This is a genomic window from Pseudomonas sp. BCA17, assembly GCF_004519405.1.
Classification (GTDB): domain Bacteria; phylum Pseudomonadota; class Gammaproteobacteria; order Pseudomonadales; family Pseudomonadaceae; genus Aquipseudomonas.
Map to the genome: position 1 here is coordinate 462,601 of NZ_SGWI01000002.1, position 13,342 is coordinate 475,942.

A 13,342-nucleotide genomic window follows, 5' to 3' on the forward strand; every position below is an offset into this window, starting at 1 on the left:
TGCCTGGTGAAAGCTCTGCCATGAACACTCATTTTTCCTGCGTAGGTTGCGGCAAATGCTGTAGCGACCACCATGTCCCCCTGACCCTCGACGAAGCCCGGCAATGGGCGGCGGATGGCGGTAGCGTCATCGTTCTTGTCGAGGGTTTCCTGGCCGGCGGCCTGGGTTTGCCGCAGCAGCAACGCGAACATGCCGAGCGCCGTTCGGTGGTGGTGCCCAGCGGCAGTACCGAAGCCTTCGTGGCAATCACCTTTGCCGCCTACAACGCCGGACGCTGCCGGAATCTTGACGAAGACAACCGTTGCGTTATCTACGAGCGTCGGCCGCTGGTGTGTCGTATCTACCCGATGGAAATCAACCCGCATATTCCGCTGAACCCGGCGGCCAAGGAGTGCCCGCCGGAATCCTGGGAGCAGGGCCCGGCCCTGATCGTCGGCGGCGAGTTGATGGACTCGGAGTTGGCGGAGCTCATCCGCCGCTCACGCCAGGCGGACCGTGATGATGTACAGACCAAAGAAGCGGTGTGCGCCCTGCTCGGCATTCGCACCACAGCGCTGAAAGGTGATGGGTTTACGGCCTACCTACCGGACATGCATGCCTTTACCCATGCGATCGAGTGGGCGGTCGATCAGCCGTGCGTGGCCAATGAGTGGGTATTTCATGTGTCCGGGATGGATATCGCCGAACAGGTGCTGGAGGCTGGGGCACAAATTGCCACCGAGGTGCCAGCCAACTACGCATTCATCTCGTTGCGCGCCGACTGAGCGTGGCGCCGACCTGACCGGTCGGCTATCCCTGCGTAAACGCGGCGGACGGTATCAACAGCCATCACGGACAGGCGTGCAGCGCATTGAGATGGTAAGACTGGAGGATGCGTCGGTACTCGCCGTTCTGCATCAGTTGTTCGAGCGCGCGGTTGAGTTCGCTGCGCAACGCCGTATCAGGTTTGCGCAGCGCAATCGCCACGCTGTCGCCCAACAGTTGCGCCGAGACGACGGGGCCGAGGAAATCGAAGCCCAGGCCGTCGGGTGTGTCGAGCAGCGCTTCACGAATTTCCACGCTCCCTTGCAGGGTTGCATCGATGTCGCCGGCGACCAGGCTGCGAACCAGTTGGTCATTGAGCCAGAAACTCTTGATGATCACCCCCGCCGGCGCCCACTGCGACAGGGCAAAGGCTTCACGATTACTCTTCACCAACACGCCGACACGCTTGCCCTTGAGCGACCGCCGATCAGGGGTTAGACCCGATGACTTACGGGCTACCAGGTGGGTAGTGATCGGGTAGAGATCATCCGTGAAATTCACCCACTGGCGCCGCGCCGATGTAGGCGCGATGCCCATGATCGCATCGAACTGTCGGGCTTCAAGGGCTGGGAAATTTTCCACGACAACCTGGTCAACCCAGGTACAACGCACATTGAGCTGCACGCACAGGGCGTTACCCAATTCGATGTTCAGCCCCACCAGATGGCCGTGCTGATCGCGGCTTTGAAAAGGCGGGAAATGGGCTGCGACGGCGAAACGGATTTCGCGGCGTGGTGGATCACTGGCGGTGGCGGTGCTGAACATCACGAGCAGCACCAATACGGCTAACACAACACAGAGCTGTTTCAGTATCACGGGGACATCCTTTCCGGAAAAACCAGCCTCTTCTCACTCCGTCCCGGCAAAAACAGCCGGAGCGGAGCGGATACGGTGCAAGCTTTCAAGAAAGGTCCGCGGGCCTACAATGCGAAATTTCAGCTATTGGCGTAGGCAATGATCGGTAATGCTGCCGATTTTTTACTCTTAACGTTTACCCATAGAACGGCGAGTACCCGGTGGGGCCATACCTGGCGTCTTGGTATGCCCGTTCTTGGCACCGCCCTTGTACCAAGGCTGGCCGGCATTTTTGGCCCCAGCCAATTCACCTGGCTTGAAAGGGAACTTGAAAGCCGGGATCTCGGCTTTTTCAACGCCGTCGGCGTTGGCCGAATCAACGAGGTCGGTCGCTTCAACAGGGGGTAGGGTCGGGGAAGTCATGAAAGCTCCGGAGCGGGCAAAAAATGGAGTGAGGCCGGCTTGCAGGCCACACTGGTGCGCAGTATACCTGCGGCCCTCGTATCTTTATCTATTGTCATACGAATGGTCGGACCTTAACTGACAGCGCTGTCAGACAGCGGTCACTTTGCTGACCCGGTCGGCGGGCTATAAAGGTGCTTTCATTCTTCCGATACTTTGCCCTGGCGCCTCACCTATGCAAATAAAACGAAACACAGTCCTGATGGTGGGCGTTCTTTTGGTGCTGGCGGTTGCGGCCTGGGTATCGACCCGGCCAGCCAAGACCAAACTGGCCGCACCGGCTGCCATTCCGGTGCGTGTGGTGAGCGTTGCACAACAGGATGTCCCGCGTTTTGTCAGTGGCATCGGCTCGGTGTTGTCGCTGCACAGCGTGGTGATTCGCCCGCAAATCGACGGCATTCTTACCAGGCTGCTGGTCAAGGAGGGCCAGTTGGTCAAGGCAGGTGACCTGCTGGCGACCATTGATGATCGCTCGATCCGTGCCAGCCTCGACCAGGCCAAGGCACAGTTGGGAGAAAGCCAGGCCCAGTTGCAGGTGGCATTGGTCAACCTCAAGCGCTACAAGGCATTGAGCGTTGACGACGGCGTATCCAAGCAGACTTATGACCAGCAACAAGCCTTGGTCAATCAGCTCAAGGCCACCGCCCAGGGAAACCAGGCCGCGATTGACGCGGCTCAGGTACAACTTTCCTACACGCAGATTCGCTCGCCAGTCAGCGGCCGCGTAGGTATTCGCACCGTGGATGAGGGCAACTTCCTGCGTATGAGTGATGCCCAAGGCCTGTTCTCCGTTACCCAGATCGACCCGATTGCCGTCGAATTTTCCCTGCCGCAGCAAATGCTGCCGACCCTGCAAGGTTTGATCGCCGCGCCTGCCCAGGCCAAAGTCGACGTCTATACGGGCGCCGACACCGACGGCCAGACCGGCGAGTTGCTCGGCGAAGGCCACTTGAGCCTGATCGACAACCAGATCAACTCGACCACCGGTACCCTGCGCGCCAAAGCCGAGTTCAACAACGCCGCCCAGCGCCTGTGGCCGGGGCAACTGGTGACCATCAAGATCCAGACCGCCCTGGACAAAAATGCGCTGGTGGTGCCGCCGACCGTGGTGCAGCGTGGCCTGGATTCGCACTTCGTGTACCGGGTCAAGGGTGACAAGGTCGAAGTAGTGCCGGTGCAAGTGGCCTATCAGAACAGCGACATCAACATCATCAAGGGTGTGCAGGCGGGGGACGTGCTGGTCAGCGATGGTCAGTCGCGGCTCAAGGCGGGGGCTCAGGTGGAGGTGCTCAAGGAACCGCCCCAGGTGGTCCAGACCGCTGACGAGCAGGTGCAACCATGAGCGGCAGCCGCTCACCTTCCGCGTGGTGTGTTGACCACCCGGTTGCCACCCTGCTGCTGACCTTCGCCCTGGTGCTACTAGGGCTGATTGCCTTCCCACGCCTGGCTATCGCCCCACTGCCGGAAGCGGAGTTTCCGACGATCCAGGTCACGGCCACCCTGCCCGGAGCCAGCCCGGACACTATGGCGTCATCGGTCGCGACGCCGCTGGAGGTGCAATTCAGTGCCATCCCCGGCGTGACCCAGATGACCTCCAGCAGCGCCTTGGGCTCAAGCCTCTTGACCCTGCAATTCACGCTGAACAAGAGCATCGACACCGCCGCGCAGGAAGTGCAGGCGGCGATCAACACCGCGTCCGGCAAACTGCCCAGGGACATGCCGAGCCTGCCGACCTGGAAAAAGGTCAACCCGGCAGACAGCCCGGTGCTGATTCTCAGCGTCAGTTCCGACAGCATGCCCAGCACCGAACTGAGCGACTACGTGGAAACCCTGCTGGCCCGCCAGATCAGCCAGATCGATGGCGTCGGCCAGATCAACATCACCGGCCAGCAGCGCCCGGCGATTCGCGTTCAAGCCTCGCCGGATAAACTCGCGGCCATCGGCCTGACCCTCGCAGACGTGCGCCTGGCCATCCAGCAGTCGAGCCTGAACCTGGCCAAGGGCGCCATCTACGGGGAAAACAGCGTGTCGACGCTGTCGACCAACGATCAGTTGTTTCACCCGGACGAATACGGCCAACTGATCGTTTCCTACAAGAACGGCTCACCGGTCCAACTGCGTGACATCGCCAAAGTCATCAACGGTTCGGAAAACGCCTACGTACAAGCCTGGTCAGGCGATACGCCCGGGGTCAACCTGGTGATTTCGCGCCAGCCGGGCGCCAATATCGTCGAGACCGTGGACCGTATCCAGGCCGAACTGCCGCGCCTGGAAGGCATGCTGCCAGCCTCGGTCAACGTCAGCGTGTTGACCGACCGTACCAAGACCATCCGCGCGTCCCTGCATGAAGTGGAAGTGACGCTGATGATCGCCATCCTGCTGGTGGTGGCGGTGATGGCGCTGTTTCTGCGCCAGTTGTCGGCGACGCTGATTGTGTCCAGCGTGCTCGGCGTGTCGCTGATCGCCAGTTTCGCGCTGATGTATGTGCTGGGCTTCAGCCTGAACAACCTCACGTTGGTGGCGATCGTGATCGCCGTGGGTTTTGTCGTTGACGACGCTATCGTGGTGGTGGAGAACATTCACCGCCACCTGGAAGCGGGTCTCGACAAACGCGCAGCCGCGATCAAGGGTTCCGGCGAGATTGGCTTTACCGTAGTGTCCATCAGCTTCTCGCTGGTGGCGGCGTTTATTCCGCTGCTGTTCATGGGCGGCGTGGTCGGGCGGTTGTTCAAGGAGTTTGCGCTGACGGCCACCTCGACCATTCTGATTTCGGTGGTGGTTTCGCTGACATTGGCGCCCACCCTGGCCGCACTGTTTATGCGTGCACCGCACCACCACGCCCACGACAAACCCGGCTTCAGCGAACGCCTGCTGGCCGGTTATGCGCGCAATCTGCGCCGTGCCCTGGCCCATCAACGCAGCATGGCGGCGATCTTCCTGGTGACCCTGGCCCTGGCCGTGGTCGGCTATGTGTTTATCCCCAAGGGCTTTTTCCCGGTGCAGGACACCGGCTTTGTACTGGGTACCAGCGAGGCGGCGGCCGACGTGTCGTACTCGGACATGGTCGCCAAGCACAAGGCCCTGGCCGAGATCGTCAAGGCCGACCCGGCAGTGGAAGCGTTTTCCCATTCGGTGGGCGTGACCGGCAGCAACCAGACCATCGCCAACGGCCGCTTCTGGATCGCCCTGAAGGACCGCGGTGATCGCGATGTGTCCGCCAGCCAGTTCATCGACCGCATCCGCCCCAAGTTGGCGAAGGTGCCGGGCGTCGTGCTGTACCTGCGCGCAGGCCAGGATATCAACCTCAGCTCCGGCCCCAGCCGCGCCCAGTACCAATATGTCCTCAAGAGCAATGACGGCCCGACGCTGAACACCTGGACCCAACGCCTCACCGAAAAACTGCGTGCCAACCCGGCCTTTCGGGACCTGTCCAACGACCTGCAACTGGGCGGCAGCATCACCCACATCAGTATTGATCGCCAGGCCGCCGCGCGCTTCGGCCTGACCGCCACCGATGTCGACCAGGCGCTGTACGATGCCTTCGGTCAGCGCCAGATCAACGAATTCCAGACCGAGATCAATCAATACCAAGTGGTCCTGGAATTGGACAGCCAACAGCGCGGCAAGGCCGAAAGCCTGAACTACTTTTACCTGCGCTCGCCGCTGACCAACGAAATGGTGCCACTGTCGGCACTGGCCAAGGTCGACCCGCCCAGCGTCGGGCCGTTGTCCATCAGCCATGACGGCATGTTCCCGGCCGCCAACCTGTCGTTCAACCTGGCGCCCGGCGTTGCATTGGGTGATGCGGTCATCATGCTCAACCAGGCCAAGAATGAAATCGGTATGCCCGCAACGTTGATCGGTACGTTCCAGGGCGCGGCGCAGGCGTTCCAGAGTTCGCTGGCCAGCCAACCGTGGCTGATCCTCGCGGCGCTGGTGGCGGTCTACATTATTCTGGGTGTGCTGTATGAGAGCTTCGTGCACCCGCTGACGATCATCTCCACATTGCCCTCGGCAGGCCTCGGCGCGCTGATCATGCTGTGGCTGCTGGGCCAGGACTTTTCGATCATGGCGTTGATCGGCCTGGTATTGCTGATCGGTATCGTCAAGAAAAACGGCATCCTGATGATCGACTTCGCCCTGGAAGCCCAGCGCGTGCGCGGGCTGCCACCGCAAGAGGCGATCTACGAAGCGTGTGTCACGCGGTTCCGGCCGATCATCATGACGACCCTCGCCGCGTTGCTCGGCGCGGTGCCGTTGATGCTGGGTTCCGGCCCGGGTGCCGAACTGCGTCAACCACTGGGCATTGCCGTGGTGGGTGGCCTGCTGGTGAGTCAGGCGCTGACGCTGTTCACCACGCCAGTCATATACTTGTACCTCGAGAAGTTTTTTCACCGGCCCAAACCAGCGCTTGAGCTGGCGACGCCACACTGAGGCTGAGGCCCCGTCCTGGAGCAATGGCTCATGCGCGTTCTGATTATTGAAGATGAAGAGAAAACCGCGGATTACCTGCACCGCGGCCTGACAGAGCAAGGCTACACCGTCGATGTAGCACGCGAAGGCGTCGAGGGTTTGCACCTGGCACTGGAAAATGACTACGCGGTGATCGTGCTCGACGTCATGCTGCCCGGCCTCGACGGCTTCGGTGTGCTGCGCGCATTGCGTGCGCGCAAGCAGACGCCGGTGATCATGCTCACCGCTCGCGAGCGCGTGGAAGACCGTATCCGTGGCCTGCGCGAAGGCGCCGATGATTATCTGGGCAAACCGTTTTCATTCCTGGAACTGGTGGCGCGCCTGCAAGCGTTGACCCGCCGAAGTGGCGGGCATGAGCCTGTACAGGTCACCGTTGCCGACTTGTGGATCGACTTGATCAGCCGCAAGGCCAGCCGCAATGGCATACGCCTGGACCTCACGGCGAAAGAGTTCTCGTTGCTCAGTGTATTGGCACGACGCCAGGGGGAAATTCTGTCCAAGACCGCTATTGCGGAAATGGTCTGGGACATCAATTTCGACAGTGACGCCAACGTGGTGGAAGTTGCAATCAAACGCCTGCGCGCCAAGCTCGACGGGCCGTTCGAACAGAAACTGCTGCACACCATTCGCGGCATGGGTTATGTGCTGGAGAGCCGCATGCTGGAGAACCAAAGTGGTGGCTAACTCTATCGCCCTGCGCCTGAGCGGCATGTTCACCCTGGTGGCGCTGCTGATCTTCGTACTGATCGGCGGCGCGCTGTACCAGCAGGTGGACCGTGGCCTGGGCTTGCTGCCCGGCGCCGAGCTGGATGCACGCTACAGCGTGCTGGAATCCTCGGTGACACGCTTCGGTACGCCGGACCATTGGGCAAAGATCACCGCCAAGCTCAAGCTGTTGGGTGAGGAAGACAAACGCATCCGGTTTTGGGTGGTCAGCAGTGACCCCAACTATGAATACGGTGCACCGGATGCGCAGATTCGCGCCTTCGCCGCCGGCCCAACCGGCAAGCGTGACCTGCGCCTGCCGGGGCATGAGTACCCGTTCAAAGTGCTGGTGAGCCAATTCCCGGCCAAGGAACAGCGCCCGCCATTGCGCTTCATGATTGCCATCGACACCGAGAATTTCCGTGCCACCCAACACCAGTTGTTGATGGCCCTGATCGGCCTGGCCTTCGTCGGCGTGATGCTGGCGGCCCTGTTGGGGTTCTGGGTGTCACGCATCGGGCTCAAACCCTTGGGCAAGCTCTCGGATGAAGCGCAGAAGCTTGCGCCGCCAAAACTTTCCGGACGGCTGCAGTTATCGCCGCTGCCGCCGGAACTGAGTCAGTTCGTCAACTCGTTCAACTCCACCCTCGACCGGGTGGAACAGGCCTACTCGCGTCTGGAATCGTTCAACGCCGATGTAGCCCACGAATTGCGTTCGCCGCTGACCAACCTGATCGGTCAAACCCAAGTCGCGCTCACGCGAGGACGCTCTGCGGAGCATTACTTCGAGGTGCTGCAATCCAACCTTGAAGAGCTGGAACGCCTGCGTTCGATCATCAATGACATGTTGTTCCTGGCCAGCGCCGACCAGGGCAGCAAGGCAACCAAACTGATTGAAAGCTCACTGGCCGATGAGGTGGCAACCACCCTCGACTACCTGGACTTCATCCTCGAAGACGCCCAGGTCAACGTGCAGGTACGTGGCGACGCCTTGGTGCATATCGAAAAGGCCCATCTGCGCCGGGCGCTGATCAACTTGCTGAGCAATGCGGTGCAGCACACCGCGCCGGGGCAGATCATCGACGTGATCATTGAACAGCAAGCGCATCAGGTGACGATTGCGGTGACCAACCCTGGCGATGAGATAGCCGGCGAGCACTTGCCACGGTTGTTCGAACGCTTCTATCGGGTGGACGCGTCCCGCAGCAACAGCGGGGCCAATCATGGGTTGGGGCTGGCCATCGTCAAGGCGATTGCGCTGATGCACGGTGGAGATGTGTTTGTACGCAGCGAGGGCGGTGGCAATACCTTCGGTATCACCCTGCCCGTCTGAATGGACACCCGCCATCCAAACCTCTGACTGTTGCGATTTGGGCAACAGTCATTATCTTGTTACACTCTATATCGCAGCGCTCGCCTGCGTTACTTTGACGCACCGATGAGCGCGACGGCAAAGACAGCTTAACGCTCACCCGAATTTCCCTCGACTTATTTCCAGGGCTCTACACTGGGAATTCGTCTTAAAGCCGCTGACTTCAGCGGCTTTTTTTTGCGCTAAAAAAGGCCAGGCACTCCCTACGACATTGGCCGTTAATGATTGACCAAAGGAGCCTCACCGGTGAAACCCTCACTGATATTCAGCCCGCTATTCATTGCCATTGCAGCAACGATCACCCCTCTCGCCCACGCGACGGACGCCACCCCGCAAGAGGGATTCGTGGCAGGCTCGCACCTCAACATCAACACCCGCAACTACTACATGAACCGCGACCGCCGCGACATTCACACCGATGACAGCAAGGAATGGGGCCAGGGTTTTATCGGCACTTTCGAGTCAGGCTACACCGAGGGCACGCTCGGTTTCGGCCTGGACCTCAACGCTATGCTCGGCCTCAAGCTTGATGGCGGCGGCGGCACCGACGGCTCCAGCATCCTTCCTTACGGCAGCGGCAACGGCAAAGCCCCCGGTTCGTTCTCCACCGCTGGCGGCACCCTGAAAATGCGTGCGTTCGACACCGAGCTGAAGGCCGGCGATTTATTCCTCAACAACCCGGTGATCGCCGGCGGCATGACCCGCATGCTGCCGCAAACCTTCCGTGGCGTAAGCCTGACCAACCACAGCTTCGATGGCTGGATGCTTGAAGGTGGCCAGGCCAGCTTCACCAAGCTCTACAACCAGAGCGGCCACCGCCGCATCGGCACCAGCTACGGCACCCTGCCGGACCACGCCGACAGCCAGCACCTGAACTGGGCCGGCGTATCGTTCAGCGGTGTCCCGGGATTGACCAGCAATCTATACGCTTCCGAGCTCAAAGATGTCTGGCACCAGTACTACTACGACCTGGACTACACCTACGCGCTGAACGACCTGGTCAGCCTCAACCCTGGCCTGCACTACTATCACACCCAGGACACGGGGCAGTCGTTGCTGGGCAACATCGACAACAACACCTACAGCCTGCATTTTACCGTGGGCATCGGCCATCACAGCGTCACTGCCGCCTACCAGCGGGTCAACGGCAATACACCGTTCGACTACATCACCCAGGGCGACAGTATTTACCTGGACAACTCCCAGCAGTACTCGGACTTCAACGGACCTGGCGAGCGCTCATGGAAACTCAAGTACGCCTATGACTTTGCCGGCCTCGGCATGCCAGGCCTGACCTCTGCCGTATCGTATATCAGCGGTAAAACCGACCTGACCAAGGTCGACCCCAACAGCCGCGGCTACAGCGCCTGGTACAGCGCCGAAGGTAAAGACGCCAGGCACTGGGAACGTGACATCGACCTGAAATACGTCGTGCAGGGCGGTAAGGCCAAGAACCTGGCCGTGCGCCTGCAATGGGCGACCAACCGCGGTGGCGATGGCTACTCGGCGGTAGACCGGGATGTGGATGAATACCGAGTGATCGTGGATTACCCGATCAACGTATTCTGACCACACACTTTTCTTATTAACCAATGATTTAATTTTCATCGTGCAGAACTAAACTGCCAGCATCTTCCTGTTGAAGTCTGCGCGATGAGCCAACCCCGCAATCGTAAACTGCCTGTCCACTCGGAGCTGCTGCTGATTGTGGGCAGTAGCCTGACGGTGATCCTGATTGTCGTGATCGTCACTGTGTTGCTGAGCCGCGAACACGCCAGCACCCTGCAGGCGGCCAAGCGCATGGCCACCAACATCACCCAACTGATCAATGCCGATGTGCTGCGTAATGTCGAACTCTACGACCTGGCGTTGCAGGGATTGATCGCAGCCACCTCGCGCAAGGATTTGACGCAGGCCCCAGCGGCTATCCAGCACCTGGTGCAGTTTGATCAATCCAATGCAGCCCCCTTCAAAGGCGAAGTCCTGCTACTGGATGCCAATGGCGCAGTGATTGCCGACTCCTCGACCCTGCGCCCGACGCGGCGCAATTTCGCCGAGCGCGATTACTTCCAGGCGCAGAAAGAAGATCCCCAGGCTGGGCTGTTCATCAGTCGCCCGTTCAAGATCCGTTGCGACTGCGACCAAGTCTGGCGTATCGCATTCAGCCGCCGCGTATCAGGCCCCAATGGCGAGTTTCTCGGCGTGGCGGTGGCGACCATGCGCCTGGCGTATTTCGATCAGTTGTTCAATCGCCTCACTATCGGCAATAGCGGCAGCGTCAACCTGCTGAACACCCAAGGCATTCTCCTGGCCCAGCAGCCACTGCTGGAAAGCGACATGATCGACAAGGACCTGAGCGATCGGCCCAATTTCAAACGCATCATGCGCGAGGGTGAAGGCAGTTTCCAGGCGGTCTCCACTCTCAGCGGGGCAAAGCGCCTGTACACCTTCACCAAGGTGGGCGAGCTGCCGCTGATCGTGGTGGTGGCCCTGTCCAGCGAGGATGTGTTCGCTCCCTGGAAACGTGCCGCACTGCTGACCAGTGGCGCCACCGGTGTACTGTGCATCGGCTTGTTATGGTTGACCTGGATGCTGCGCCGGGAACTGCGCCGCCGCTATCGCGCCGAACAGGTGCTGTCGGAACTGGCCGCCACCGACGCCCTGACCGGCCTGGCGAACCGCCGTATCCTCGACCAGCGCCTGCAACTGGAGTGGGACCGCGCACAGCGATCGACCGAGCCGCTGACGCTGCTGATGATCGACGTCGACCACTTCAAGGCGTTCAATGATCGCCATGGTCATCACGGTGGCGATGAGGCGCTGCGTACGGTCGCCCAGGTAATCGGCAGCAACATCCGTCGCCCGGCCGACCTGGCTGCACGCTACGGTGGGGAAGAGTTTGCGGTGGTGCTGCCGCATACCGACGTCAAAGGCGCCTGGGTGATTGCCGAACATATCCGCAGCAGTGTCGAGCGTCTGCCACTGGTGGCCGACGCCGAGCAGCCGATTACCGTGAGCATCGGCATGAGCACCTGGGATAAAGGCAGCCGCCTTTCATTGGAAGCCTTGTTGCTCGGGGCCGATCAGGCGCTCTACGAAGCCAAGCACACGGGGCGTAATCGAATTGTAGACGCCGGCCTGCTCTGAGCTTGATCACTCACCAGCAACCTGTACCCTGCAAATGCCTGCACGTACTACGCTATTGGCATCCAGGAAACAGAAGTCAGCCCGATGAGCCCGAGCCCCTCACGCCCCACACGTCGCCCGGAACGTTTGTTGATCCTGGGCAGCGTCCTCACTGTCATGCTGATCGTGGCGATCGTCACCGCACTGCTGATTCGAGAGCACGGCAATACCTTGAGAACCGCCACACGCACGGCGAACAACATCACACAACTCATCGATGCCGATGTACTGCGCAACGTCGAGCTTTATGACACGGCCCTCCAAGGCTTGATCGCCGCCGCCCAACGCAGTGACTTGCAGGGTGTTTCCGCGAACATCCGGCACCTGGTGCTGTTCGACCGCTCCGCTGCGGCACCGTACAAGGGCGATATCCTGCTGCTGGACGCAGATGGCGAGGTGATCGCCGACTCTTCATTGCTCGTCCCCAAGGCGGGCAATTTCGCTGATCGTGACTATTTCCAAGTGCACCGCACCCACCCTGACTCAGGCCTGTATATCAGCCGACCGTTTTCGGCGCGCTGCGTATGCGATGACCAATGGCGTATCGCGTTCAGTCGCCGGCTTACCGCACCGGACGGCAGTTTCCAGGGTGTCGCGGTGGCCTCCATGCGCCTGTCGTACTTCCATCAGTTGTTCAGCAGCCTGAGTATCGGCAGTAACAGCACCATCAACCTGATCAACCACCGGGGCATCCTGCTCGCGCAACAACCGTTGCTGGAGCAGGACATCGTCGACAAAGACCTGAGCCAACGCCCCAATGTGGCGCGCATGCTCAAAGAGCGGGATGGCAGCTTTCGTGGCATTTCCAGTGTGGACGGCCAGGAGCGGCTTTACACCTTTTCCAGCGTCGGCAGCTTGCCGCTGATCGTAGCGGTGGCGCTGTCTACCGATGAGGTCTTTGCCCAATGGAAACGCGCGACCGTGCTGATCAGCCTCGCCACCGGGGTGCTGTGCACCGGCCTTTTATGGCTGACCTGGATGCTGAGCAAGGAACTGGGACGCCGTCATCGCGCCGAGCAGGTGCTGTCAGAATTGGCAGCCACCGACGCCCTGACCGGGGTCGCCAACCGCCGTACCCTCGACGAACGTCTGCGTTTGGAATGGGACCGCGCACAACGCACCACCGAACCCCTGACGTTGTTGATGATCGATGTCGACCACTTCAAGGCGTTCAACGACCGCCACGGCCACCACGGCGGCGACGAGGCACTGCGCACAGTCGCCCGGGTGATAGACGACAACATCCGTCGACCTGCCGACCTGGCGGCGCGGTATGGCGGGGAAGAGTTCGCGGTGGTGCTGCCGAATACCGATGCCAAGGGTGCATGGGTGATTGCCGAGCATATCCGTAGCAGTGTCGAGCACCTGCCTCGGGTAGCCGGTGCCGATCAGCCGATTACCGTGAGCATTGGTGCGAGCACTTGGGATAAACGCAGCCGCATGTCGCTGGAAGCGCTGTTGCTCAGTGCAGACCAGGCGCTCTATCAGGCCAAGCACACAGGCCGTAACCGTATCGTGGATGCGGCGACCGTTTGAACGTGCAAG

10 protein-coding genes are annotated in these 13,342 nt (G+C 60.6%); 8 read left to right on the plus strand and 2 right to left on the minus strand.

Features of this window, described 5'->3' with window-relative positions; genetic code table 11:
• The first annotated feature begins 20 nt into the window (after positions 1–20).
• Positions 21–764, plus strand: coding sequence for a YkgJ family cysteine cluster protein (locus EXW71_RS10995; protein WP_134658578.1), 744 nt, complete (start codon positions 21–23; stop codon positions 762–764).
• A gap of 64 nt (positions 765–828) precedes the next feature.
• Here EXW71_RS10995 and EXW71_RS11000 read toward each other — a convergent pair whose 3' ends face one another.
• Positions 829–1,620 (minus strand): transporter substrate-binding domain-containing protein, encoded by a 792-nt coding sequence (locus EXW71_RS11000; RefSeq protein ID WP_256657114.1) that lies wholly within the window; start codon positions 1,618–1,620, stop codon positions 829–831.
• Between the two features lie 168 nt (positions 1,621–1,788).
• A complete protein-coding gene (locus EXW71_RS11005) occupies positions 1,789–2,022 on the minus strand; it encodes a hypothetical protein (RefSeq protein WP_134658580.1) in 234 nt (77 codons plus the stop codon).
• Between the two features lie 214 nt (positions 2,023–2,236).
• On the opposite strand from EXW71_RS11005, the gene EXW71_RS11010 reads away from it, so the two are divergent.
• The 7 genes from EXW71_RS11010 to EXW71_RS11040 all read left to right on the plus strand — a co-directional run bounded on the left by EXW71_RS11010 (position 2,237) and on the right by EXW71_RS11040 (position 13,333).
• The gene (locus EXW71_RS11010) at positions 2,237–3,403 is read left to right on the plus strand and encodes an efflux RND transporter periplasmic adaptor subunit (protein ID WP_134658581.1); all 1,167 of its coding nucleotides are present in this window, start codon (positions 2,237–2,239) and stop codon (positions 3,401–3,403) included.
• Positions 3,400–6,495, plus strand: coding sequence for a multidrug efflux RND transporter permease subunit (locus EXW71_RS11015; protein ID WP_134658583.1), 3,096 nt, complete (start codon positions 3,400–3,402; stop codon positions 6,493–6,495). Before EXW71_RS11010 ends, EXW71_RS11015 begins: the two co-directional genes overlap by 4 nt.
• Positions 6,496–6,525: 30 nt before the next feature.
• Positions 6,526–7,218: a heavy metal response regulator transcription factor gene (locus EXW71_RS11020; RefSeq protein WP_134658585.1), complete on the plus strand. Its 693-nt coding sequence runs from the start codon at positions 6,526–6,528 to the stop codon at positions 7,216–7,218.
• On the plus strand, positions 7,208–8,572 hold the full coding sequence (locus tag EXW71_RS11025; RefSeq protein WP_134658587.1) for a heavy metal sensor histidine kinase: 1,365 nt from the start codon (positions 7,208–7,210) through the stop codon (positions 8,570–8,572). Before EXW71_RS11020 ends, EXW71_RS11025 begins: the two co-directional genes overlap by 11 nt.
• Before the next feature lie 285 nt (positions 8,573–8,857).
• Entirely contained in the window at positions 8,858–10,180 is a 1,323-nt protein-coding gene (locus EXW71_RS11030) for an OprD family porin (protein WP_134658589.1), read from the plus strand.
• 84 nt (positions 10,181–10,264) lie between these two features.
• Positions 10,265–11,758: a sensor domain-containing diguanylate cyclase gene (locus EXW71_RS11035; RefSeq protein ID WP_134658591.1), complete on the plus strand. Its 1,494-nt coding sequence runs from the start codon at positions 10,265–10,267 to the stop codon at positions 11,756–11,758.
• An 84-nt stretch (positions 11,759–11,842) separates the two neighbouring features.
• Positions 11,843–13,333 carry a diguanylate cyclase gene (locus EXW71_RS11040; RefSeq protein WP_134658593.1) on the plus strand — a complete coding sequence of 497 codons (1,491 nt, stop codon included), beginning with the start codon at positions 11,843–11,845 and terminating at the stop codon, positions 13,331–13,333.
• Positions 13,334–13,342: the final 9 nt, after the last annotated feature.